General features: G+C 74.9%; 24 protein-coding genes and 1 riboswitch. Of the genes, 15 read left to right on the top strand and 9 right to left on the bottom strand.

The window, feature by feature from the left end:
* Positions 1–1,095 carry an amidohydrolase family protein gene (locus tag AB0I16_RS00120; protein WP_363246997.1) on the top strand — a complete coding sequence of 365 codons (1,095 nt, stop codon included), beginning with the start codon at positions 1–3 and terminating at the stop codon, positions 1,093–1,095.
* A gap of 127 nt (positions 1,096–1,222) precedes the next feature.
* Here AB0I16_RS00120 and cobC read toward each other — a convergent pair whose 3' ends face one another.
* Positions 1,223–2,725, bottom strand: a complete 1,503-nt coding sequence (gene cobC / locus AB0I16_RS00115; protein ID WP_363246996.1) for an Rv2231c family pyridoxal phosphate-dependent protein CobC — start codon at positions 2,723–2,725, stop codon at positions 1,223–1,225.
* Positions 2,726–2,829: 104 nt separating this feature from the next.
* On the opposite strand from cobC, the gene AB0I16_RS00110 reads away from it, so the two are divergent.
* Positions 2,830–3,561, top strand: coding sequence for a ZIP family metal transporter (locus AB0I16_RS00110; RefSeq protein ID WP_363246995.1), 732 nt, complete (start codon positions 2,830–2,832; stop codon positions 3,559–3,561).
* Between the two features lie 17 nt (positions 3,562–3,578).
* On the opposite strand, the gene AB0I16_RS00105 is transcribed toward AB0I16_RS00110, so the two are convergent.
* From AB0I16_RS00105 to AB0I16_RS00075, 7 genes are all read right to left on the bottom strand, one after another.
* Positions 3,579–4,961, bottom strand: coding sequence for a cobyrinate a,c-diamide synthase (locus AB0I16_RS00105; RefSeq protein ID WP_363246994.1), 1,383 nt, complete (start codon positions 4,959–4,961; stop codon positions 3,579–3,581).
* Positions 4,955–5,563, bottom strand: coding sequence for a cob(I)yrinic acid a,c-diamide adenosyltransferase (gene cobO, locus AB0I16_RS00100; protein ID WP_363246993.1), 609 nt, complete (start codon positions 5,561–5,563; stop codon positions 4,955–4,957). Before cobO ends, AB0I16_RS00105 begins: the two co-directional genes overlap by 7 nt.
* Positions 5,563–7,602: a putative cobaltochelatase gene (locus AB0I16_RS00095; protein ID WP_363246992.1), complete on the bottom strand. Its 2,040-nt coding sequence runs from the start codon at positions 7,600–7,602 to the stop codon at positions 5,563–5,565. The genes cobO and AB0I16_RS00095 overlap by 1 nt, the downstream gene beginning before the upstream one ends.
* A 43-nt stretch (positions 7,603–7,645) precedes the next feature.
* Positions 7,646–9,154 (bottom strand): cobyric acid synthase, encoded by a 1,509-nt coding sequence (locus AB0I16_RS00090; RefSeq protein WP_363246991.1) that lies wholly within the window; start codon positions 9,152–9,154, stop codon positions 7,646–7,648.
* Entirely contained in the window at positions 9,151–10,113 is a 963-nt protein-coding gene (locus AB0I16_RS00085; RefSeq protein ID WP_363246990.1) for a cobalamin biosynthesis protein, read from the bottom strand. The genes AB0I16_RS00090 and AB0I16_RS00085 overlap by 4 nt, the downstream gene beginning before the upstream one ends.
* A gap of 55 nt (positions 10,114–10,168) precedes the next feature.
* A riboswitch (cobalamin riboswitch) is annotated at positions 10,169–10,241 on the bottom strand.
* Positions 10,242–10,433: 192 nt separating this feature from the next.
* Positions 10,434–10,658, bottom strand: coding sequence for a hypothetical protein (locus AB0I16_RS00080; RefSeq protein ID WP_363246989.1), 225 nt, complete (start codon positions 10,656–10,658; stop codon positions 10,434–10,436).
* A gap of 12 nt (positions 10,659–10,670) precedes the next feature.
* A complete protein-coding gene (locus AB0I16_RS00075; RefSeq protein ID WP_363246988.1) occupies positions 10,671–11,969 on the bottom strand; it encodes an inorganic phosphate transporter in 1,299 nt (432 codons plus the stop codon).
* Between the two features lie 381 nt (positions 11,970–12,350).
* Here AB0I16_RS00075 and AB0I16_RS00070 point away from each other — a divergent pair, with 381 nt between their 5' ends.
* The 7 genes from AB0I16_RS00070 to AB0I16_RS00040 all read left to right on the top strand — a co-directional run bounded on the left by AB0I16_RS00070 (position 12,351) and on the right by AB0I16_RS00040 (position 20,184).
* Positions 12,351–13,106, top strand: a complete 756-nt coding sequence (locus AB0I16_RS00070; RefSeq protein WP_363246987.1) for a class II aldolase/adducin family protein — start codon at positions 12,351–12,353, stop codon at positions 13,104–13,106.
* A gap of 222 nt (positions 13,107–13,328) precedes the next feature.
* Positions 13,329–14,465: a hypothetical protein gene (locus AB0I16_RS00065; RefSeq protein ID WP_363246986.1), complete on the top strand. Its 1,137-nt coding sequence runs from the start codon at positions 13,329–13,331 to the stop codon at positions 14,463–14,465.
* Between the two features lie 111 nt (positions 14,466–14,576).
* On the top strand, positions 14,577–16,022 hold the full coding sequence (locus AB0I16_RS00060; RefSeq protein ID WP_363246985.1) for a hypothetical protein: 1,446 nt from the start codon (positions 14,577–14,579) through the stop codon (positions 16,020–16,022).
* A 136-nt stretch (positions 16,023–16,158) separates the two neighbouring features.
* The gene (locus AB0I16_RS00055; RefSeq protein WP_363246984.1) at positions 16,159–16,914 is read left to right on the top strand and encodes a hypothetical protein; all 756 of its coding nucleotides are present in this window, start codon (positions 16,159–16,161) and stop codon (positions 16,912–16,914) included.
* Positions 16,915–17,036: 122 nt separating this feature from the next.
* Positions 17,037–18,635, top strand: coding sequence for a ribosomal protection-like ABC-F family protein (gene abc-f / locus AB0I16_RS00050; protein WP_062771902.1), 1,599 nt, complete (start codon positions 17,037–17,039; stop codon positions 18,633–18,635).
* Between the two features lie 390 nt (positions 18,636–19,025).
* Complete coding sequence (locus AB0I16_RS00045) at positions 19,026–19,247, top strand: helix-turn-helix domain-containing protein (RefSeq protein WP_055550175.1); 222 nt, start codon at positions 19,026–19,028, stop codon at positions 19,245–19,247.
* Positions 19,248–19,380: 133 nt separating this feature from the next.
* Positions 19,381–20,184 (top strand): enoyl-CoA hydratase/isomerase family protein, encoded by an 804-nt coding sequence (locus AB0I16_RS00040; protein ID WP_363246983.1) that lies wholly within the window; start codon positions 19,381–19,383, stop codon positions 20,182–20,184.
* A 76-nt stretch (positions 20,185–20,260) separates the two neighbouring features.
* Here the strand turns inward: AB0I16_RS00040 and AB0I16_RS00035 are convergent, their stop codons facing one another.
* Positions 20,261–20,995 (bottom strand): nucleopolyhedrovirus P10 family protein, encoded by a 735-nt coding sequence (locus AB0I16_RS00035; RefSeq protein WP_363246982.1) that lies wholly within the window; start codon positions 20,993–20,995, stop codon positions 20,261–20,263.
* 98 nt (positions 20,996–21,093) lie between these two features.
* On the opposite strand from AB0I16_RS00035, the gene AB0I16_RS00030 reads away from it, so the two are divergent.
* The 6 genes from AB0I16_RS00030 to AB0I16_RS00005 all read left to right on the top strand — a co-directional run.
* Positions 21,094–21,585 carry an Asp23/Gls24 family envelope stress response protein gene (locus AB0I16_RS00030; protein WP_363246981.1) on the top strand — a complete coding sequence of 164 codons (492 nt, stop codon included), beginning with the start codon at positions 21,094–21,096 and terminating at the stop codon, positions 21,583–21,585.
* Positions 21,586–21,618: 33 nt separating this feature from the next.
* On the top strand, positions 21,619–21,804 hold the full coding sequence (locus tag AB0I16_RS00025) for a hypothetical protein (protein WP_363246980.1): 186 nt from the start codon (positions 21,619–21,621) through the stop codon (positions 21,802–21,804).
* 3 nt (positions 21,805–21,807) lie between these two features.
* Positions 21,808–22,152 (top strand): hypothetical protein, encoded by a 345-nt coding sequence (locus AB0I16_RS00020; protein WP_363246979.1) that lies wholly within the window; start codon positions 21,808–21,810, stop codon positions 22,150–22,152.
* On the top strand, positions 22,149–22,886 hold the full coding sequence (locus AB0I16_RS00015) for a DUF6286 domain-containing protein (protein ID WP_363246978.1): 738 nt from the start codon (positions 22,149–22,151) through the stop codon (positions 22,884–22,886). Before AB0I16_RS00020 ends, AB0I16_RS00015 begins: the two co-directional genes overlap by 4 nt.
* Before the next feature lie 5 nt (positions 22,887–22,891).
* Positions 22,892–23,470 (top strand): alkaline shock response membrane anchor protein AmaP, encoded by a 579-nt coding sequence (gene amaP / locus AB0I16_RS00010; RefSeq protein WP_363246977.1) that lies wholly within the window; start codon positions 22,892–22,894, stop codon positions 23,468–23,470.
* Positions 23,471–23,596: 126 nt separating this feature from the next.
* On the top strand, positions 23,597–23,676 hold an 80-nt coding region (locus tag AB0I16_RS00005), incomplete at its 3' end, for a leucine zipper domain-containing protein (RefSeq protein WP_363247295.1).

The raw sequence follows: 23,676 nt of genomic DNA, 5'->3' as shown, positions 1-23,676 counted from the left end.
ATGAGTGATCACGCGGTGCTGCACGTGAAGGGGCGGGTGCTCGTCGGGCCCGATGACGTACGGGACGAACTGTGGGTGGTCGGCGGCAGGGTGACGTACGACCGCCCGGTCACCCCGGCCACGGAGACCGTCACCGTGGAGGGGTGGGCCCTGCCCGGCCTCGTCGACGCGCACTGCCACGTGGGCCTGGACGCGCACGGACCCGTGGACGCCGCCACCGCGGAGAAGCAGGCGCTGACCGACCGCGAGACCGGCGCGCTCCTCATCCGCGACGCGGGCTCCCCCTCGGACACCCGCTGGATCGACGACCGCGAGGACCTGCCGAAGATCATCCGCGCGGGCCGGCACATCGCGCGCACGCGCCGCTACATCCGCAACTACGCCCATGAGATCGAACCCGACGACCTCGTCGCGTACGTCGCCAGGGAGGCGCGGCGCGGCGACGGCTGGGTCAAGCTCGTCGGCGACTGGATCGACCGCGAGGCGGGCGACCTGACCGCCTGCTGGCCGCGCGACGCGGTCGAGGCGGCCATCGCGGAGGCCCACCGGCTCGGCGCCCGCGTGACGGCCCACTGCTTCGCGGAGGACTCGCTGCGGGACCTGGTGGAGGCGGGCATCGACTGCGTCGAGCACGCGACGGGCCTCACGGAGGACACGATCCCGCTCTTCGCGGAGCGCGGCGTCGCGATCGTCCCCACGCTGGTGAACATCGCGACCTTCCCCGACCTGGCCGCGGGCGGCGAGAAGAAGTTCCCGCGCTGGTCGGCCCATATGCGCCGCCTCCACGAACGCCGCTACGACACGGTCCGCGCGGCCTACGACGCCGGAATCCCCGTCTTCGCGGGCACCGACGCGGGCGGCTCCCTGGCCCACGGCCTGGTCGCCGCGGAGGTCGCCGAACTGACCCGCGCGGGCATCCCCCCGGTGGCGGCCCTCTCGGCCACGACCTGGGCCGCCCGCACCTGGCTCGGCCGCCCGGGCCTGACGGAGGGCGCCCCGGCCGACCTGGTGGTCTACGGGACGGACCCCCGAAAGGACGTGGGCACACTGGCGACACCGCGCAGGGTGATCCTCAACGGGCGGGTCGTGGCGTAGGGGCGAGGCGGTTCGGGGCCCGGGCCGGCGACGAAGCCGCCCCTACGTCGCCGTGTCGGCCGCGGAGAGACGGGCGGGTGGTGGGAAAGAATCCGCCGCGGAGTGGTGGGGTTGGTGCCCCGCGGGCTCAGGGGAGCGCCGCGGCCAGGGCGGGGAGGAAGCGGGACGTGGTGGCCCGGTCGCGGACCGCGAGCCGTATCCAGCCGGGCCCCAGGCCAGGGAACGTGTCGCCGCGCCGCACCGCGAACCCCGCCCCCCGCAGCCGCTCCCGCACCGCCTCCGCCCCGGGCACCCGTACGAGGACGAAGGGCCCCTCCGCGGGGCCCACCACCCGCACCCCGCGGGACGCGAGCGAGGCGAGGCCCGCCAGCAGGTGGGCCCGGTCCGCGGCCACGCGGTGCGCCGCGTGGCCGGCCTCCGCCAGCGCCCGCGGCGCCACACACGCCCCCGCCGCGACCAGCGCGGGCGTGGACACCGGCCACAGCGGCTGCGCCTGCTCCAGCGTGGCGATCACGTCGGGGGAGGCGAGGACGTAGCCGATCCGCAGCCCCGCGAGGCCCCACGTCTTGGTGAGGCTGCGCAGCACCACGAGCCCGGGCACGTCGGTGCGGCCCGCGAGGGCCTCCCGCTCGCCCGGCACCGCGTCCATGAACGCCTCGTCGACCACGAGGACGCGCCCGGGGCGGGCCAGCGCGGTGATGGAGGCCGCCGGGTGGAGGACGGACGTGGGGTTGGTGGGATTGCCGACGATCACCAGATCCGCCGACTCCGGGACCCGCTCCAGGGCCGCCGCGTCGAGACGGAAACCGTCCTCCTCCCGCAGCAGCACCCTCTCCACCTCGTGCCCCGCGTCCCGCAACGCCGCCTCGGGCTCGGTGAACTGCGGATGCACGACCACGGGATGACGCACCTTCAGCGCCCGCGCGAGCAGGACGAAGGCCTCCGCCGCGCCCGCGGTGAGCAGCACGCGGTCCGGGCTCAGACCGTGCCGCGCGGCCACCGCGTCCCGCGCGGCCCGCCCGTCGGGGTAGGCCGCCAGATCGTCCAGCGAGGCGGCGATCTTCTCCTTCAGCCAGGCGGGAGGAGTGTCGGACCGCACGTTGACCGCGAGGTCGGTGAGGCCGGCCCCGCCGTCCCGCACCTCCGCGTCCCCGTGGTGCCGCAGGTCGGGCCCCGGCACGGGCTCCGGGTCGGTGTGCGGCACGGCGGCGGGCTGCTCCTCGTACGCGAGACGCGCCGGCCTGCGGACGATCGCGCACGTCGCCATCGGCGGGCGGCCCGCCGGCGCCGACTTCCGCTTGGGGACCAGGAGTTCGCCGCCGCCCCGCAGCGCCGCCGCCTCCGCCACGGACGGCGTGCCCACGGCGGCGCTGGACGCCGTGGACGGGTTCGGCACGGAGACCTCCGCGAGGTCCCGCGCCGCGTACGCCACCACCGGCACCCCGAGCCGCGCCGCGGCACCGGCGATCCCCGGCTCGGCCGCCTTCACGTCCACCGTCGCCAGCGCGGCGATCGACCGCTCGGAGAGACCGGCGGCGCGGACGGTGTCCCGGATCAGCCCGAGCACCTCCTCCTCCGGGGCGGCCTCACAGGCGCCGACACCCACGACGAGAACCTGGGCGTCATCCATGGAGGGGGCCTTTCGTACGAGGTGGTGGGAGGCAGGACGGGAAACGTGGGGGAAACCGGGTGGCGTACGCGCCTCAGGGGGCGTCAATCCGCTAGCAAGGGCGCATGGCGGTGTTCGTGGCGCTCGGCGCCTTCCTCATGACCCTGGTGGGCGGCTGGACGGCCCAGCGGGTCACCGACCGGCGCCATCTGGTCCTCGGCCTCGCCGGCGGCCTCATGCTCGGCGTCGTCGGCCTCGACCTGCTGCCGGAGGCGCTGGAGGCCACGGGCGGGCCCGTCTTCGGCGTACCGGCGGCCCTGCTCCTGTTCGTGGCCGGCTTCCTCGTCGCCCATCTGGTGGAACGGCTCCTGGCGGGCCGCCAGGCCGCCCACGGCGCGGGGGAGCACGAGAGCGGCAGGGTCCCCCAGGTGGGGCTCACGGCCGCCGCGGCGATGGTCGGGCACAGCGTCATGGACGGCGTCGCGATCGGTGCGGCGTTCCAGGTCGGCGGCGGCATGGGCGTGGCCGTGGCGCTGGCGGTGGTCGCCCATGACTTCGCGGACGGCTTCAACACGTACACGATCACCAGCCTGTACGGGAACGCCCGCCGCAAGGCGCTCGCGATGCTCTTCGCGGACGCGGCGGCCCCGGTGGCAGGCGCCGCGTCGACGCTGCTCTTCACCATCCCGGAGCGGCTGCTCGGCGGCTACCTCGGCTTCTTCGGCGGAGCCCTGCTCTACCTCGCCGCCGCCGAGATCCTGCCCGAGGCGCACCACGACCACCCGGCGCGCTCGACACTGCTGTGCACGGTGGCCGGGGCCGCGTTCATCTGGCTCGTGGTGGGTGTCGCGGGCTGAGCCGCGCCGCCGTGCGGTCACGGCGCGCAGCTCTCGACGAAGCGCCGCGCGACGCCGGGCTCCGAGGCCCAGTGCGTGTGCAGGTAGCTGGCGTGCACGTTCCCCTGGACGAAGCCCTCGACGCGGCGCTTCGGCGCGTGCAGGCCCCAGGCGGGCGACGCCCCCGCCCCCGGCTCGACCGCGGTGCGGTGGAACTCGTGCCCCCGCATCCGCGTGCCCGCGGCGGCGATGACACCGTCGGAGACGGCCACGGCCTCCCGGTAGCCGAGGGTCAGCCGCTCCGACATGCGCGCCTTGGCGTCGAGGACCCCGCACATCGGCTCCCCGTCCAGCTCACGGGTCAGATACAGCAGCCCCGCGCACTCGGCGGCCACGGGCGCCCCGGAGAGCGCCAGTTCCGCCACGGCCTCGCGCAGCCGTTCGTTGGCGGACAGCTGGGGCGCGTACACCTCGGGGAACCCGCCCCCGATGACGAGGCCGGCCGTGCCCTCGGGCAGCCGCTCGTCGCGCAGCGGGTCGAACGTCACGACCTCCGCGCCGGCGGCGCGCAGCAGCTCGGCGTGCTCGGCGTAGGAGAACGTGAAGGCGGCCCCGCCGGCGACGGCGACGACGGGGCGGGACAGAGCCCGTCCGGCGTTCGAGGACGGACGCGGCGAAGCCGGTGACGCCCCGAGCGCGGACGCGGGCTCCCATGCCTCCCCCGGCAGGGGACCCGCACTGCGCGCCAGGGCGAACAGGGCGTCCAGGTCGCACCCGTCCCGCACCTGCGAGGCCAACGCCGCGACCGAATCCACCGCCTCCGCCCGCCGCTCGGCGACCGGCACGAGGCCCAAGTGCCGCGAGGGCGTGTTCACCCGCGCCGCCCGGCGCAGCACACCGAGCACCGGCACCCCGGACTCGTCCAGGGCTTCCCGCAGCAGCGCCTCGTGCCGGTCGGAGCCGACCTTGTTGAGGATGACGCCCGCGACCCGCACCCCGGGGTCCCACGAGGCGAAGCCGTGGACCAGCGCGGCCACCGAACGCGACTGCGACGAGGCGTCGACGACCAGGACGACCGGCGCCCGCAGCAGCTTCGCGACATGGGCCGTGGAGGCCAGTTCGCCCTGGCCCGCGGCCCCGTCGTACATCCCCATCACGCCCTCGACGACGGCCAGGTCGCACCCGGCCGCGCCGTGCGCGAACAGCGGCGCGACCAGGTCGGGCCCGCACAGGTACGCGTCGAGGTTGCGGCCGGGGCGGCCGGTCGCCAGCGCGTGGTAGCCGGGGTCGATGTAGTCGGGCCCGACCTTGTGCGGGGAGACGGCGAGCCCGGCCCCCGCGAAGGCGGCCATCAGGCCCGTCGCGACGGTCGTCTTGCCGCTGCCGGACGACGGCGCCGCGATGACGAGGCGAGCTACCACTCGATGCCCCTCTGGCCCTTCTGGCCCGCGTCCATCGGGTGCTTGACCTTCGACATGTCGGTCACCAGGTCGGCGAAGTCGACCAGCTCCGGCGGCGCGTTGCGGCCGGTGATGACGACGTGCTGGGTGCCGGGACGGTCGCGGAGGACCTGGACGACCTCGTCGACGTCGATCCAGCCCCAGTGCATGGGGTAGGCGAACTCGTCGAGCACGTACAGCTTGTACGTCTCCGCCGCGAGGTCCCGCTTGACCTGCTCCCAGCCCTCGCGGGCCTTGTCCTCGTTGGTCTGCTCGCCCTCGGCGGGGGCGCGCTGGATCCACGACCAGCCCTCGCCCATCTTGTGCCAGGCGACCGTGCCGCCCTCGCCGGAGGCGCCGAGGACCTTCAGCGCGTTCTCCTCGCCGACCTTCCACTTCGCCGACTTCACGAACTGGAACACACCGATCGGCCACCCCTGATTCCAGGCCCGCAGCGCGAGCCCGAACGCGGCGGTCGACTTCCCCTTGCCGATGCCCGTGTGGACGAAGACGAGCGGACGGTTGCGGCGCTGCCGCGTGGTGAGTCCGTCGTCCGGTACGACACTCGGCTGTCCCTGCGGCATTACGCGGCCTTCCTGGAGTGGTTTCCGTGTCCCTGTACGTCCTTGACGAGCCCGGCGATCGAGTCCGCCCGCAGCTCGTCGAGCGTCACGGCGGTCCCGCCGAGTTCGCCCGCCAACCGGCCCGCGAGGCCGAGCCGTACATAGCCCGACTCGCAGTCGACGACCACCGATGCCACGCCGTCGGCCGCGAAGAGCCGGGCCGCGCGGCCCGCCTGCGCCACCGGCTCCACACCGCCCGTGGCCCGCCCGTCGGTCACCACCACCAGCAGCGGACGCCGGGCCGCGTCCCGCAGCCGCTCCACGCGCAGCACGTCGTGCGCCTTGAGCAGCCCGGCCGCGAGCGGCGTGCGCCCACCGGTCGGCAGCGTCTCCAGGCGCGCGGCGGCGGCGTCCACCGACGACGTCGGGGGCAGCGCCACCTCGGCGGCCGAGCCGCGGAACGTCACGAGACCCACCTTGTCGCGCCGCTGGTAGGCGTCGAGGAGCAGGGAGAGCACCGCGCCCTTGACCGCGCTCATGCGCTGCCGGGCCGCCATCGAACCGGAGGCGTCCACGACGAAGAGCACCAGGTTGCCCTCGCGCCCCTCGCGGGTGGCCTGCCGCAGGTCGTCACGGCGTACGACGAGACCGGTGCCCGAACGCCCGCGCGCCCGCTGGTGCGGGGCGGCGGCCTGCACCGTCGCGGCCAGGTGCAGCTTGGTCAGCGAGCCCTGGGGCCGCCGCGAACCCGTCGTGCGCCCATGCTCGGTGCGGGCCCGCGAGCGCCGCCCGGCCGCGCCCTCGCCGATGCCGGGGACGCTCAGCGCCTTCGTGCGGAACGGCTCGGTGGCGGGTACGGCCTGCTGCTCGCCGGGGCCGCCGGGGGCGGGCGCCTGCGGGGCCGGCGCGTCCTCCTGGCCGGAGCCCTCGCCCTCGCCCTGGTTCTGGGACGGCAGGCCGGGGGAGTCGGGGCCGCCGTCGGCGGGGGGCTGCCCGCCGCCACCGCCGCCGGGCCCGCCGTCGCCGTCCGGGGGCTCGGGACCGTCGTCCTCGCGCGCCTCGTCCAGCGTCTCGTCAAGCTTGTCCTCGTCGAGCCCCGGGGCGTCGAACGGATTGCGGCGCCTCCGGTGCGGCAGCGCGAGCAGCGCGGCCTGCCGCACGTCCTCGCTCTCGACGTCCGTACGCCCCGCCCAGGCCGCGAGCGCGGTCGCCGTGCGGGCCATCACGATGTCCGCGCGCATGCCGTCGACCTCGAACGCCGCGCAGGTCGCCGCGATCTGGCGCAGCGCGCCGTCGCCCAGGGTGACCCGGGGGAGCAGCGCCCGCGCCGCGACGACGCGCTCGCGCAGCGCGGCCTCGTCGCCGGCCCAGCGGCCGGCGAACGCCTCGGGGTCGTCGTCGTAGGCGAGGCGGCGCCGTACGACCTCCACGCGCTGGTCGGTCTCACGGGACGCGGCCACCTCGACGGTGAGCCCGAACCGGTCGAGGAGCTGCGGGCGCAGCTCGCCCTCCTCGGGGTTCATGGTGCCGACCAGGAGGAACCGCGCGGCGTGCCGCACGGAGACGCCTTCGCGCTCCACGTACGAGGCGCCCATCGCGGCGGCGTCCAGGAGGAGGTCGACCAGGTGGTCGTGGAGGAGGTTGACCTCGTCCACGTAGAGGATGCCGCGGTGCGCCTCGGCGAGGAGCCCCGGCTCGAAGGCCTTCACGCCCTCCGCGAGCGCCCGCTCGATGTCCAGGGCGCCGACGAGCCGGTCCTCGGACGCGCCGACCGGTAGCTCCACCATGCGCGCGGGACGCGCGGTCGCGCCGCTCGCCTCGTGCGGCCCGTCGGGGCAGTTGGGGTCCGGAGCGGCCGGGTCGCACGAGAACCGGCACCCGGCGACGACCGGCACCTCGGGCAGCAGCGCCGAAAGGGCGCGCACGGCGGTGGACTTGGCGGTGCCCTTCTCACCCCGTACGAGCACGCCGCCGACGGCGGGCGAGACGGCGTTCAGCAGCAGCGCGAGCCGCAGATCGTCCTGCCCGACGAGGGCGGTGAAGGGATACGGGGTACTCACGGGGCCTCCTTGACTGAGGTGACGGGGGTGACTTCGGGGGTGCTCACGACGGCGCCCCCGGCGGTATGAACGGCAGCCCCGCGGGCGCCCCGTTCTCGATCAGGCCGAGCAGCGCGTCCGTGTCCGCGTGTTCCTCGATCAGGTCGCCGAGCAGATCGAGCTGTTCCTCCCGCAGCGCGGCGAAGCTGGTGTCGGGCGCGGGGACGAAGCGGCGCCCCGCCGCGCGCGCCACCTCGGCGAGGAAGCGGCGCCGGAAGCCGTCGCTCTCCAGCGACCCGTGCCAGTGCGTGCCCCACACCTCCCCGACCCGGCAGCCGTCGAGGAACGCCTCGCCGCCGCCGACCTCGGCCACGCCGTGGTGGATCTCGTACCCCTCGACCGGCTCCCCGAGGGCCTCGCCCACCGGTCGGGCCAGCGTCTTCTCGCGGGCGAACCGCACCCGCAGCGGCAGCAGTCCGAGCCCGTCCACGGAGCCCTCCCGCGACTCCACGTCGTCCTCGATGTGCTCGCCGAGCACCTGGAAGCCGCCGCAGATCCCGAGCACGGGCCGCCCCTCGGCGGCGCGCCGCGCCAGGGCGTCGGCGAGGCCGCGCTCCCGCAGCCACCGCAGGGCGCGCACGGTGCCGCGCGTGCCCGGCACGATCACGAGGTCGGCGTCGGCCAGCTCCTCGGCCCGGTCCACGAACCGCACGACGACGCCCGGCTCGGCGGCCAGCGCGTCCACGTCCGTGAAGTTGGACATCAGCGGCACCGCGCACACGGCGACCCGCAGCACGTCGTCGCCGACCGGCGGGGCGAGAACGGACTCGCGGACCGCGCCGCGCAGCGAGACGCGCAGGCCGTCCTCCTCGTCGATGCCGAGCCCGTGCTGGAACGGCAGCACGCCGTACGTGCGCCGGCCGGTGAGGCCGAGCAGCATGTCGAGCCCCGGTTCGAGGAGGGAGACGTCGCCCCGGAACTTGTTGACCAGGTACCCGGCGACCAGCTCCTGGTCCGCGGCGCTCAGCAGCGCGGTCGTCCCGAAGAACGACGCGAAGACCCCGCCCCTGTCGATGTCCCCGACCACGAGGACGGGGAAGCGGGCGGCCCGCGCGATGCCCATGTTCACGATGTCGGTGCGCCGCAGGTTGATCTCGGCGGGACTGCCCGCTCCCTCGCAGATCACGGCGTCATAGGTGCCCCGCAGCTCCTCCAGGCACCCCACGACGGTGTCGAGGAGGGCGGCCTGGCGCCCCCCGTGGTAGCCGCGCGCGCTCATCTCGCCCACCGGCTTGCCCATCAGCACGACCTGGCTGGAGCGGTCTCCGCCGGGCTTGAGCAGCACCGGGTTCATCAGCGCGGTCGGCTCGACGCGGGCGGCCTGCGCCTGCATGGCCTGCGCCCGGCCGATCTCGGCGCCCTCGCGGGTGACGAAGGAATTCAGGGACATGTTCTGCGCCTTGAAGGGCGCGACGGACACGCCCTTGCGGGTCAGCCACCGGCAGATGCCCGCGGTGACGACGCTCTTCCCGGCGTCCGACGTGGTCCCGGCGACGAGCAGTCCACCACTCATGAGGGGAGCCCCTTCCTCTTGCTGCCGACGGCACGCAGTCCCGCCCGTGCGGCGATCGAGACGCCGAGGGCCAGCAGGCCGACCCGCCGGGAGAGCCGCACGGCCCGTTCGATGTCGCCGCCCCCGACGGGGCGGCCGTGGGTGTTCAGGACCGGCCGGTGCTCGACCCGCCCCGCGTACGAGAGGGTCCCGCCGAGCCGTACCCCGAGCGCCCCGGCGAAGGCGGCCTCGACGGGACCGGCGTTGGGGCTCGGATGCCGCGCGGCGTCGGCGCGCCACGCCCGTACCGCCCCGCGCGGCGAGTCCCCCGCGAGGACGGCCAGTACGGCGGTGAGCCGGGCGCCGGGCCAGCCGAAGACGTCGTCGAGACGGGCGGAGGCCCAGCCGTAGCGGCGGTACCTGGGGGACTTGTGGCCCACCATGGCGTCCAGGGTGTTGACGGCGCGGAAGGCGACGAGTCCCGGCACACCGCCGATCGCGCCCCAGACCAGCGCGCCCACCACCGCGTCGGAGGTGTTCTCGGCGACGGACTCCACCACGGCCCGCGCGATGCCGTCCGCGTCGAGGGCCTGGGGGTCGCGCCCGCACAGGTGCGGCAGCCGTTCGCGGGCCGCCTCGATGTCGCCGTCCCGCAGGGCACCGCCGATGGCGCGCGCCTCACGGCCGAGCGAGGTCCCGCCGATCACGGACCAGGTCGCGGCGGCGGTCAGCGTGACCGAGCCTGCGCGTGAGCGGCGTACGAGGGCGGAGGCGAGGGCGGCGGCCCCGGCGGCGCCTCCGGCGCATACCGCGGTGTGCAGTGCGCCCCACCCGCGGTGGTCGCGCCACAGCACCCGCTCGACGGCGCCCGCGGCACGTCCGAACGCGGCGACCGGGTGGCCGCGGCGGGGATCGCCGAGCAGCAGGTCACCGAGGAATCCGGCGGCGGCGCCGTACGCGAAGTCACGATCGCCGCGCATGGCAGATGTCCTCACTCAGGGTGTCCGCGCCCTGGTTCGACGTGATCGGCGGTGAGAGTTCCTGGCTCGCGGGGGAGTTCCCCCGCTGACAGTGGCGGGACCGCGCCGGATTCGCACCGGCTTCCTCTGCTGCCGCCGTAGTTGGCCCCGGCAGTCCACCACGCCTCGCGAACGCCCGTCAACTCGCCGTTGACCTGCGCCGGAGGAGTGTGTCGGGGCCCACATGCCGCGCCGGGGCCCGTAGGCGCATGAGGGGTGCGTACGCGCAAGAGGGGCGCGTGGCGTTCAGTACGCCACGCGCCCCTCTCGGGCCCGGCTCGTCAGACGACGATCAGGAAGATCCCGTACGCCACCGCCGCCGCGCAGAGCGCGAAGCAGGCGTACGCGCCGGTGCGGGCCAGGGCCGCGGAGCCGCCGCCCGACGCGGAGGCCGTCTCCTGCTTGGAGAGGCCGACGATGCCGAGGGTGAAGAGGCCCACCAGGGCCACCGTGACCACGAGGCTGACTCCGAAGACGGAGCCGAGTGCTGCCCAGTCGATGTTCATGCTGATCCGTCCTTATACCGTCGCGGGCCGGGCGGGGTCCGCCATGGCTCCGGTCGTGGCGGTGGTCGGGCCCGCGATGGTGGCCTTGACCGGGTCGTCCGTGGAGGCGTCGGCGGCCGTCACCGGGCCCGCGGGGGGCGGGGTGACGGCGGCGATCGCGGTGGTCACGACACCCGCGGGCTCCGCGGGGCCGCCGTCGTCGTGGCGGATCTCGTCGGCGGTGACGTTGGTGTGGTCGACCGCGTTGCGCCGGGAGAGCACCCAGATGACGGCCGAGCCGGCGATCAGGAACGCGGCGGTGGCCGCGACGCCCCAGGCACCCTGCTTGGTGAGGAGCTCGGCGCCCGCGCCGACCAGTCCCGCGGCCGGCAGGGTCAGGCCCCAGGCGACGAACATGCGGGTGGCCGTGGACCAGCGGACCACGCCGCCCTTGCGGCCGAGGCCCGCGCCCATCACCGCACCGGAGCAGGACTGGGTGGTGGAGAGCGAGAAGCCGAGGTGCGAGGAGGCGAGGATGACCGTCGCGGCGCTGGTCTGGGCGGCGAAGCCCTGCTGCGGCTGGAGGTCGGTCAGGCCCTTGCCCATGGTGCGGATGATGCGCCACCCGCCGAGGTAGGTGCCGAGGGCGATGGCCACACCGGCCGAGACGATGACCCACATCGGGGGGTTCGCGCCCGGGTTCAGGACTCCGCCGGTGACCAGGGCGAGCGTGATGATGCCCATGGTCTTCTGCGCGTCGTTCGTGCCGTGGGCCAGCGAGACCAGGCCGGCGGAGGCGATCTGGCCCGCGCGGTAGCCCTTGGCGGTGGCCCTGGTGTCGGTGTCGCGGCCGATCCGGTAGGTCAGGCGCGTGGCGACCATCGCGGCGAGGCCCGCCACGAGCGGCGCGGCGAGGGCCGGGATCAGGATCTTGGTGACGACGGTGCCGCCGTTGATCGACGACCAGCCCATCGACATGACCGCGGCGCCGATGAGGCCGCCGAAGAGCGCGTGGGAGGAGCTGGAGGGCAGGCCCACCAGCCAGGTCAGCAGGTTCCAGAGGATCGCGCCGACGAGCGCGGCGAATATGACCTCGGTCTTGAGGCCGTCTTCGTTGACGATGCCGCCGGAGATCGTCTTGGCGACCTCGACGGAGAGGAAGGCGCCGACGAGATTGAGCACGGCGGACATGGCCACCGCCGTCTTGGGCTTGAGAGCGCCGGTCGAGATGGTCGTCGCCATCGCGTTGGCAGTGTCGTGGAAACCGTTCGTGAAATCGAACACGAGAGCGGTGACGATCACGATCCCGAGGAGAAGCGTGATGTGTTCCATTTACCCAGGCTTCTGTTGGACGTCAGTGGCAATGGGAAGTTAGGTAACCCGGGTGAACGGAAGATGAACTCGGCCGGGCGGTGCGGTGACCCGAAGTGGAGTGCGTTCGCTCCGCATCGACCGAGCCTCCGTTTCCGAGAGTACGGACGGACCCTCCGGGCCCTGCAAATCGGGCGGAGTGTCGCCCTCCGCCATCTGGGGGCACGCCCGGGCCCGGGTCCTCGTGCGGCCCCGGAAACCGGCGAGGAGATCCTGGTCACCCGACGTCCGGCGAAGGCCGCTCGCGCGTCACCCGCGCCCCGCGACCGGAGGGGCGGAAAGACGTACGGACCGGCGCGCGGACCCCTTCAGCGCGCCCCCTCCGGCTGGCAGGATCGCCGCATGACCGAGCAGCGGCAGCACCCCGGGCAGGGCACGGAGCGGAACGTCCCCGGGGCGGCCCCGGACGGCGCGGCGTCGGACGAGGCGGCCCCGGACGAGGCGGCCCCGGACGAGGCGGTCGGGGCGGCGTGGGACGAGCTGGTGGACACCGCACGCAGGACCGTGCGGGACGGACTCGTCGTCGGCACGTCGGGCAACGTCTCCGTGCGCGTCGGCGACACGGTCCTGATCACCCCGACCGGTGTCCCCTACGACCGGCTGCGCCCGGCGGACGTGGTCGGCGTCGACCTGGCGGGCCGGCAGGTCATCGGCGGCCTGGCGCCGACCAGCGAGCTGCCCATGCACCTCGCGGTCTACCGCTCCACCGACGCGAAGGCCGTCGTCCACACCCACGCCGTGCACGCCACGGCCGTGTCCCTGCTGGTGGACGAGGTGCCGCCGGTCCACTACGTGACGGGCCTCCTCGGCGGCCCGGTCCGCGTCGCCCCCTACGCGCTCTACGGCACCGAGGAACTGGCCCACGCCATGCTGGACGCCCTGCGGGAACGCACCGGCTGCCTCCTGCGCAACCACGGCACGGTCACCTACGGGACCTCCCTGACCCAGGCCTACGACCGCACCGCCCAGCTGGAGTGGATGTGCCGCCTCTGGCTCACCGCCTCCTCGGTCCCCGGCCGTACCCCCTCGCTCCTGACCGGAGACCAGCTCAAGGCGGCCCAGGAGCGCCTGCGGGGATACGGGCAGCCGCGACCCTGACGGTGCCGCCGCCCGGCCGCCGCCGTCATCCGCGCCGTCATCCGCGACGGTGCCGCCGCCCATCGCGGGCAGAAGGTCTCCATGGCACGAGCGATACGCAACTTCGGCCCCTGGTCCGCGGCCCGACGGAGCGGGGAGCGGCTCCGCTGGCGTTCCGCCGCCACGTCACCCCGTGGCCGCCGCCCACTGGCCCCCCGGCGCCCCGGCCCGGACACTGGAGCGGTGCGTCCAGCCAAAGCGACGGCAGCGGCCGTCACCGCAGTCACCGCCGCCCTGGGGACGGCCGCAGCCGCGATCGCTGCGGGCCGGTTCGCGAGCGACGCCGCCCTCAGGGCCCCGGCGGGCCGCCCCCTGCCGACGGAGCCCCGGCTCACCGTGCACGCCACGACCCCCGACCGGGTCACGCTGACCCGCGCCATCGCCAGCCGGCGTCCCGGCACCTACGGACTGACCGGCGACGGCGTCCACGCCGTCGTCGGCCCCGTCCTGGAATCGGTGCCGCACAAGGCCGACACCGTCGTACGCCGCCTCCGGGCCGTCACCCGGGGGACCCTGCACGCCGGGGCGAAGGTCAGGCTCACCCCGCAGGTCCACGTCGGCGACCCGCGCACCGCGCTCGGCATCGACCACCAGGACGTCGTCGTCCCCGGCGAGCTCGGCGGCCTGCCCGCCTGGTTCGTGCCCGGCACCCGCGACACCTGGGTCATCACCGTGCACGGCCTCGGCACCACCCGCGAACACCCGATGGTCGTCCTGGACTTCCTGCGGCGGCTCGGGCTCCCGGTGCTCGACATCGCCTACCGCGGCGACCCGGGCGCGCCCCGCTCCCCGGACGGCCTCGGCCACCTCGGCGAGACCGAGTGGCGCGACGTGGACGCCGCCATCCGCTACGCCGTGCGCGGCGGCGCCCGCCACGTCGTCCTGCACGGCTGGTCCACCGGCGCCACCATGTGCCTGCACGCCGCCGCCCGCTCGGCCCTGCGCGAGCACATCAGCGGCCTCGTCCTGGACTCCCCCGTGCTCGACTGGGAGACCACCCTGCGCGCCCTCGCCTCGGCCCGGCGCACCCCCGGCCCGCTCCTCCCGCTCGCGGTGCGCGCCGCCCAGGGGCGCACGGGCCTGCGCGACGACCGCGCCCCCGCGGCCGCCGACCCCGGCGCGCTGCGGGTGCCGGCCCTCCTGGTGCACGGCCCCGACGACGTCGTCGCGCCCTGGGGCCTCTCCCGCGCACTGGCCGGGCGCCGCCCGGACCTCGTCACCACCCACACCGTCGACGGCGCGCCCCACGGCGCCATGTGGAACGCCGACCCCGCGGGCTACGAGGAGGCGCTGCGCCGCTTCCTCGTCCCCTTGATGTGACCCCTCGGCCACCATGACGAGGAGGAGTCCCCGGCCCCCGGGCGCGGGCCCCAAGAGCCGCCGTCGCCATTCCGTTTGGGTTTTCGGACCGTCAACAGGAAGACTGCTCCCGTGACGTCCCGTACCCCGCGCGACTCCAGGCTCCGACTCGTCCGCGCCCCCTCCCCGAGGGCCGACCGGCGAGGAGACGCCCAGCGCGACCCAGCGCGCCCCCTCTCCGCCGCCCCGGGCGCGGTGAGCCACCGGCGCACGCGCCGGCGAACGCCCCGGCCACCCGAGGGCACGCCGCCGCCGTCGGAGCTGGCGCGCGGGGCGCGCGCGGGCCTCGCCGACGCCGTGCGGATCGCCCGCTGGGCCGACGCCGCGCTGCGCCCCGGCCCGGGCGGCGCGACCCCCGACGGCAAGGGCACCCTCTCGGACGCGACCGCCCGACGGGCCGCCGCGGAGCTGGGACTGACCCCCGGTCAGGTGCGGGCCCACTGGGACACCGCACGCCTCGCGGGCCTCATCGAGGTGCACGGCGACAGCGCCCGCCCCGGCTGGCGGCTGCGCGCCTGGAACCGCGACGACACCGCCGTGCTGCGCGGCTGGGTCGCCCTCTTCGACGCCTGGTCGCTCGCGCACCCCGCGCCCGCCGACCTGCCGCCCGCCGCGGTCGCCGAAGCCGTCGAGGCCATGCCGCAGCTGCTCTCCTTCCTCCAGCTCTCGGCGGGGCCCGTCCCCGTGCCGCAGCTCCTCGACCTCCTGGAGCAGCGTGTCGAGGAACTGCGCACGGAGCGCTGCGAGATCCCCTACGACCAGCCCGAACCCGCGGCCGACCAGAGCGCGGAGGCGGTCCCGCTGCCCGCCCTGCTCGACTGGGCCCTGCGCGGCCTCGCCGCCGTCGGCGCGCTGACCTACGCCGAGGGGCAGGCCACGCTCACCCCGCTCGGCAGCTGGGCGGTCTGGGTCAAGCTGGAGCAGATCTGCGTCGCCGCGCAGAGCCCCGCGGGGCACATCGAGCAGTCCGCCGAGGACATGCTGCGCGGCTGCGCGCGCCTGCGGCCCAACGCCGCCCGCGCCGAATACCGCGCCTGGCTCGCCGCCCGCCCCGTCGGCAGCGCCGTCACCGACCTGCTCACCGCCGCCCGCGGCGAGGACGCCCTGCTGCGCGGCCTCGCCTTCGAGGCCCTGCGCGTGGTCGGCGCCCCGGCCGAGCCCGACGTCAGGACCGTGGTGGACGAGCCGTCCCTGCGCCCGTACGCCCTGCTCTGGCTCGCCGAGCAGGAGGGCGCCGACCCCGAGGACGTCCACCTCGTCCTGAGCCGCGAGGAGTCCACCTGGCTCTGGATCGACACCGCGGCGGCCGTCGCGGACCACGGCGAGGCCCACCTGCTCGTGCGGCACCTGGAGTCGGCGGTCCAGCCCACGGTCCCGGCCCTGCTCGACGAGGTGCGCCGCGCGGGACACCCCCGTACGGTCCAGGTCCTGGTCGCGCTCGCCGCGGCGCACCCCGACCCGGCGCTCGCCAAGGCCGTGCGCCGTGCCGCCTTCCAGGTGCACACCGGCGGCGAGTGAGCGGCCCCCGGCCCAGAGCCGAACGGGCGACGGGGGCCGCCCCGCCCGCCGTGTCGCCCGCGCCCCCGGCGGCCCGTGCGGACCCCGCCGCTACGCTCTGCGCCTGATCCGTGGCACAGGTACCGAAGGGGGGCCCATGTCCGCTCCGCCGCCCGCCGCCCGCCGGGGCACCCGTATCGCCCTGCCCGTGGCCCTCGCGCTGCTCGCCGTGCCACTGATCACCGCCGCCCACCACTCGCGGCCGGCCCCCTACGGCGACCGCCTCACCGTCCACGCGCCCGGGGACGGCGGCGCCACCGGGCTGCGGACCAGGGGCGGCGCCGTGGAGGCGTACGACCGGGGAAGCGGCGCGGCCCGCTGGACGTACACGCGGAAGGGGCGCGCCTCCGTCACGCTGCTCGCCGCTCCGGGGCACGCCTTCGCGCTCTGGAGCGACGGCCTGGTCACCGACACCGCCCGCGACGGCGGCTCCGTGCGCTGGCACCGCGCCATCCCGGCCGGCGCCGCCTGGCTGCGCACCCCCGGGGCCCGCGGCGGCGCGGGAGTGCTGCGCCCGCTGAGCCCCGGCGCCCGCATGCTGGCCGTCGTCACCCCGCACCGCATCGCCGCCTACCGCGCCGCCGACGGTGATCTGCGCTGGGTGCTGCCCGCCCGCCCCGGCTGCGCCTTCGAGCCCGCACGCGCGCTCCGGCGGGGCGGGGCCCTCATGGTCGCCCAGCCCTGCACGGGCCGGGCCGTCCCCTGGACCTCCCAGGTCATCGCGGTCGACGACTACGGGAGAATCGTTCCGGGCCGCACCCCCCTCGGCAACGGCGTGCCGGGGCGCGACGGCGGGCGCGGCGCCGTGGGCGGCGGCGGCCGGGACGGCGGCGCCGGGCGACCAGAAAACTAGTTGCGTCGGGCCGTTAGAATGGCTGCCATGGCAGCTCCTCTCCTCAGTTGGACGGCGTAGACACCGGTCCCGACCACCCGCAGTCGTCCCTCTCGCCGTCCACCCTGTTCAGGAGTACCCCCGTGATCACCGCTTCCGGCATCGAGCTGCGCGCCGGCGCCCGCATCCTCATCGAGAACGCCACCTTCCGTATCGCGAAGGGCGACCGCATCGGCCTCGTCGGCCGCAACGGAGCGGGCAAGACCACCCTCACCAAGTGCCTCGCGGGCGAGGGCACCCCCGCGGGCGGCACCATCGCGCGCTCCGGAGAGGTCGGCTACCTCCCGCAGGACCCCCGCACCGGCGACCTCGACGTGCTCGCCCGCGACCGCATCCTCTCCGCGCGCGGCCTGGACACGCTGATCCGCAAGATGCGCGAGAACGAACAGCGCATCGCCAACGGCCAGGGCTCCACCCGCGAGAAGGCCCTCAAGCAGTACGAGCGCCAGGAGACGGAGTTCCTCACCAAGGGCGGTTACGCCGCCGAGGCCGAGGCCGCCACCATCGCCGCCGCGCTCAACCTCCCCGACCGCGTGCTCGGCCAGCCGCTGCACACGCTCTCCGGCGGTCAGCGCCGCCGCATCGAGCTGGCGCGCATCCTCTTCTCGGACGCCGACACGCTCCTCCTGGACGAGCCGACCAACCACCTCGACGCCGACTCGATCGTCTGGCTCCGCGACTACCTGAAGACGTACCGCGGCGGCTTCATCGTGATCTCCCACGACGTCGACCTCGTCGAGACGGTCGTCAACAAGGTCTTCTACCTGGACGCCAACCGCTCCGCGATCGACGTCTACAACATGGGCTGGAAGCTCTACCAGCAGCAGCGCGAGTCCGACGAGAAGCGCCGCAAGCGCGAGCGGCAGAACGCCGAGAAGAAGGCCGCCGCCCTGCACTCGCAGGCCGACAAGATGCGCGCGAAGGCCACCAAGACCGTGGCCGCGCAGAACATGGCGCGCCGCGCGGACAAGCTCCTCGCGGGCCTGGAGGAGGTCCGCCAGAGCGACAAGGTCGCCAAGCTCCGCTTCCCCGAGCCCTCGCCGTGCGGCAAGACGCCGCTGATGGCCGAGGGGCTCTCGAAGTCGTACGGCTCGCTGGAGATCTTCACCGACGTCGACCTCGCGATCGACAAGGGCTCGCGGGTCGTCATCCTCGGCCTCAACGGCGCGGGCAAGACCACGCTGCTCCGGCTGCTCGGCGGCGCCGAGAAGCCGGACACGGGCCAGGTCATCGAGGGCCACGGCCTCAAGCTCGGCTACTACGCACAGGAGCACGAGACCCTGGACCCCGAGCGCACGGTCCTGGAGAACATGCGCTCGGCCGCCCCCGACCTCGACCTGGTCGAGGTGCGCAAGACGCTCGGCTCGTTCCTCTTCTCCGGGGACGACGTCGACAAGCCCGCGGGGGTGCTCTCCGGCGGTGAGAAGACCCGGCTCGCGCTCGCGACCCTGGTCGTCTCGTCGGCCAACGTCCTGCTCCTCGACGAGCCCACCAACAACCTCGACCCGGCGAGCCGCGAGGAGATCCTCGGCGCCCTGCGCACCTACAAGGGCGCGGTCGTCCTCGTCACCCACGACGAGGGCGCGGTGGAGGCCCTCCAGCCGGAGCGGATCATCCTGCTGCCGGACGGCGTGGAGGACCTGTGGGGCCAGGACTACGCGGACCTGGTGGCCCTCGCCTGAGCCCCGTCGCGGCGGCGGTCGCCCCGCCGCCCGCGACGGCGTCCACTCCGCGTGATCGAACCACTGATCCACTGGGTATGGATCATTCGGCCGATCCGTGATCCCTCATCTGTGTGAGCTGTCCTCGTACCGAGGTGTGTCCTACACGGATTTTGTCGCCCCGCTGTGGGGTGGGGAAGGCGCCTGCTTCGGACGCCCCTGACCTGCTTGTTCTCCGTGGCGCCGGTTCTCGTGCGGAAATTCCCTGGTGCGGAATCGTTAATTCCACTCGTGGTGGACGCATCCGGAGCGCCGAACATCGTCGTACCGACCTTGCCGAATGGGTGGCCAGGAAGCCCACGAGGGGTGATCATGAGAAGTCCAGAGCGCACTTCCCATGAGGAGGCACGGGTGGCCGAGACTCTGAAGAAGGGCAGCCGGGTGACCGGCGCCGCGCGCGACAAGCTCGCGGCAGACCTGAAGAAGAAGTACGACGGCGGTGCGAGCATCCGGGCGTTGGCCGAAGAGACCGGCCGTTCGTACGGTTTCGTGCACCGGATGCTGAGCGAGTCCGGCGTCACGCTGCGGGGACGCGGCGGGGCGACGCGAGGCAAGAAGGCCGCCGCCGGCTGATCTCGGCGGCGCGCTGCTCCATGGTCCGATGGTGGCCACCCGGTCGGTCACGCGATCGGCCGGGTGGTTACTGTGCAGTCACTTACGGGCGCTCAGGCGCGCCCGGCCCGACCGCACCCCACCGGAGGCACCCATGGCTTCGACCGACAGCGAGCTCGCACCGGTTCTCGACAAGGACGGCGTACGCCTCACCATCGACGAGGCCGTCGCCACGGTGACGCTGACCAACCCGGCCAAGCGAAACGCCCAATCTCCCGCGCTGTGGAGGGCGTTGGCCGAGGCGGGTCAGCTGCTGCCGGGCAGCGTCCGTGTCGTGGTGCTGCGCGGCGAGGGCAAGTCCTTCTCCGCGGGCCTCGACCGGCAGGCGTTCACGCCCGAGGGCTTCGACGGCGAGCCGTCCTTCATAGACATGGCACGCGGCGAGGACCGTGTCCTCGATGCCACGATCGCCGAGTACCAGGAGGCGTTCACCTGGTGGCGGCGGAGCGACATCGTGTCGATCGCCGCCGTCCAGGGGCACGCCATCGGTGCCGGTTTCCAGCTCGCGCTCGCCTGTGACCTGCGGATCGCGGCGGACGACGTGCAGTTCGCCATGCGCGAGACCAGCCTCGGCCTGGTCCCCGACCTCACCGGCACACATCCGCTGGTGGGCCTCGTCGGCTACGCCCGCGCCCTGGAGATCTGCGCCACCGGACGCTTCGTCCACGCGGACGAGGCCGAGCGGGTGGGCCTCGCCAATCTCGTCGTCCCCGCGGACCAGCTCGGCGCCGCCGCGAACGACCTGGCCGCCGCCCTCGTCGCCGCGCCACGCGACGCCGTCATCGAGACCAAGGCGCTGCTCCAGGGCGCCACGGACCGCACGTACGAGGAGCAGCGCACCGCCGAGCGCGCCGCTCAGGGCCGCAGGCTCCGCGACCTCGCGGGCCTCGGCGACTGAAGGCCCGCGCCACGTGTGGGCCCGTCCCCTGAGCGAGCCCGTGCCGTGAGCCCGGCCGGGGTTATGACACAGGCTCTCAGTCCACGTCGGTGACCAGTACCGCCACCGAGGGATGGTCCGGCAGGGCCGCCGCCACCGCCGCGCGGACCGCCAGCGCCACGTCGAGGGCGCGGTGGCCGCCGCCGGTGGCCAGCTCCACGCGCGCGTGACGGCGCGGCAGCGCGTGGGCCGAGGGGCGCTCCTCGATGTGCACGGCCGGGCCCAGCGCGCGCGTCAGCCGGACCACCCCGGGAACGGCGAGCGCCGCACGTCCCGCACGCGACGCGTCGCCGTGGCCGTCAGGCGCAGCCGCACCCTCGTCCGGCTCCTGGCGTACGCCGGCCGGAGCACCCGGCGTCACCCGTTCGGCTCCGTCCGCGTCGTCGAGCAGCGCCGTCACGCGCAGGTCCACCTCGGGGGCGACCAGGCCGAGCCGGTCCGCCGCCGTACGGAGCGCCGCGCGCAGCCGGTCGGCCGCGGCGGGCAGCGGCGCGGTCGAGACGGCCGCGAAGTCCGCCGTGATCCGCAGCGGCCCCGGCGGCAGCGCGCTCGGCGGAGGCGGCACGGCCGGGGCCCGCGTGTCCTCCGGATCGGCGAGGGCGATGCGGAGCGTGCCCAGGCGTACGCCGCTCACCTCGCGCGCCGCCCCGCGCAGCGCTCCGTCCGCCGCCGCCTCCGTCACCCATGTGCCGTCTTCCGGGCCACCGAGCGGCAGCACCCTGCCGAGCCCGAGCTGCCGTCGTACCGTCTGGCTCCAACCGTCACCCGTCATGCTCCCCAGCCTGCCGCATCCCCGGAGCGCTGCGGCGTAACCGGACTTAATGTGGCGGAAGAAGACAGATCCCCTTTCGGAACGGACGGGAGACGGCGATGACCGACATCGGACAGCGGAAGACGTCTCAGACGCTGCGGCAGGACTCCTCGACGGAAGCTTCGGCGGGAGGCCGGACCGGGCATACGAGTGGCGGCGGCGCCCCCGGGGGCCGCGGCAAGACCACCATCGCGGACGGCGTCGTCGAGAAGATCGCCGGGCTCGCGGCGCGTGACGTCGAGGGCGTGCACGCGATGGGCGGCGGCCTCGCGCGGACCTTCGGCGCCGTGCGCGACCGGGTGCCCGGCGGCACGAAGTCCGTCTCGCGCGGAGTGAAGGCCGAGGTCGGCGAGGTGCAGACCGCGCTCGACCTGGAGATCGTCGTCGAGTACGGCGTCTCGATCGCCGATCTCGCCCGTGACGTGCGGGAGAACGTGGTCGCCGCCGTGGAGCGCATGACCGGTCTTGAGGTCGTCGAGGTCAACATCGCCGTGAGCGATGTGAAGCTGCCCGACGAGGACGACGAGGAACCCGAGGGCCGCCTCCAGTAGCACCAGCAGGGAGTGCACGATGAGGAGCGCACGATGAGCATGGCCGTGATCGGCATGGTGGCAGGGATGGCGCTCGGCTTCGCCGGATACTTCGGTGGATTCGGGGCGTTCCTGCTGGTGGCAGCCTTGGGCGCCGTCGGCTTCGTGGCCGGGCGGTTCCTGGAGGGGGACCTGGAACCCGGCGAGTTCTTCCGCTCGCGCGGCGACCGGCGGGGGTGAGCGGTGGCGGCACAGGTCGCGCCGGGGGAGCGCGGCGCCACCCGGATCGCCGACCGGGTCGTCGCGAAGATCGCCGCGCGGGCGGCGCGTGAGGCCGTGGACGAGGTGCCGGCCGACGGTTCACCGCCGCACGCCACGGTCGCCGTGAACCAGGGCAGCGCCCGCGTCCGCGTCAGCCTCGAACTGGACTACCCCTGCGACATCGGCGGCCGCTGCGGCGAGGTGCGCCGCCATGTCGCCGAGCGCGTGCGGACGTTGGCGGGCATGGAGGTGCCCGAAGTGGCGGTCCAGGTGGAGCGGCTGCACTCGGCGCGGGTCCGCGCCGCGGCACAGGGGAGGACACGATGAGGGAGGCCAAGGACGGCGACGGCACCCGGCCGCTGCCGCTCGCCGAAGAGGCCCGCTCCGAAGAGGCCCACGGCGAGGAGACACGGCCCATGGAGACACGGCCCGAGGAGACACGGCCCGGGGCCGAGCCGGGCCGGCCGGATTCCGCCGGCGGACACGGGCCGCCGCCCACGCTCGCCGGGGAGGGCCGCGGGTCCGGACGGTTCTGGTCCCGCCGCCGGGTGCCCGCCACGCTGCTCGCCGTCCTGTTCCTCGCCGGTACGGGACTGCTCCTGTACGACGTCGTCGCCGTACGCGCCGACCGCCCCGCGATGCACTGGCGGCGCGAGCTCGCCGGGGAGCTGGGGGAGCGACCCCTCGACGACACCGCGGTCCTCGTCGGGGCGGGCGTGGCCGCGGCGCTCGGCCTCTGGCTGCTCCTGCTCGCCGTCACCCCGGGGCAGCGCGGCCTCCTGCCGATGCGGCGCACCGACTCCGACGTGCACGCGGGGCTGGCACGGACCGCCGCCGCCACGATGCTGCGCGACCGCGCGATGGACGTGCCGGGCGTGCAGTCCGCGCGGGTCCGCGTGAAGCGCTCCAAGGTGCGCGTGCGTGCCGTCTCGCACTTCCGCGACCCCGACGACGTACGCGGCGACCTCGACGCGGCACTGGCCGACGGCGTCCACGACCTCGGGCTCGTCCGTCCGCCCGGGGTCTCGATCCATGTCGCCCGGCCCGGCAGGAAGGGGTGAACGCCATGCTGCGCACCGTCAACCGCGTACTCCTGGCCCTGGCGGGGCTCGTCCTGCTCGTCCTCGGCGGCTCGGTGCTCGCCGTGGGGCTCGGTGCGCCGCCGCCCTCCTGGTGGATGCACGACGGACGGCACGACGTCCTGCTCGACGCCGGGGACCGGACCCGCTGGCGGGACGCCGGATGGTTCTGGCCGGTCGTCATCGGCGCCCTCGCGCTGCTCGTGCTGCTCACGCTGTGGTGGCTTGCGGCCCAGCTCCGCAGGCGCCGCCTCGCGGAGGTCCTGGTGGAGACCGGCGACGGCGAGGGCGCCCTGCTGCGCGGGCGCGCCCTGGAGAACGCCATGGCCGGCGAGGCGGAGACGCGGGACGGCGTCGAGCGGGCCAGGGTCGTCCTGACCGGGCGGCGCGGCAGGCCGCGGGCGCGCGCGGACCTCGCCCTGCAACCCCACGCCGCGCCCGCCGACGCACTGCACCGCTTCAGCGCCGAGACCCTCGCCCACGCCCGGGACTCGGCGGGCCTCGCGAGCCTGCCCGCCACGGTCAGGCTGCGCGGCGTCAAGCACCGGGCCCGCCGCGTGAGCTGACGGACGAGGGCCGGAACACGCCCTAGATGTATTGATCACGAGCGTTGTTGACACGGGGGTCTTGATCAAAGGCGAAGACCTCCGGTGTGGTGGAGCTGTCTAGGACTGCACCACACGGAGGTCTTCGTGTCCCACCGTAATGCCCGGCTGACTGTTCATGGCAGGCGGCTGTTGATCCAGCGCGTCCGTTCCGGCCGCCCGGTCGC

This window comes from Streptomyces sp. NPDC050703 (assembly GCF_040654435.1).
Taxonomy (GTDB): Bacteria; Actinomycetota; Actinomycetes; order Streptomycetales; family Streptomycetaceae; genus Streptomyces.
Note: the sequence above shows the minus strand (reverse complement) of the source record. Positions and strands in the feature narration are given on the sequence as shown.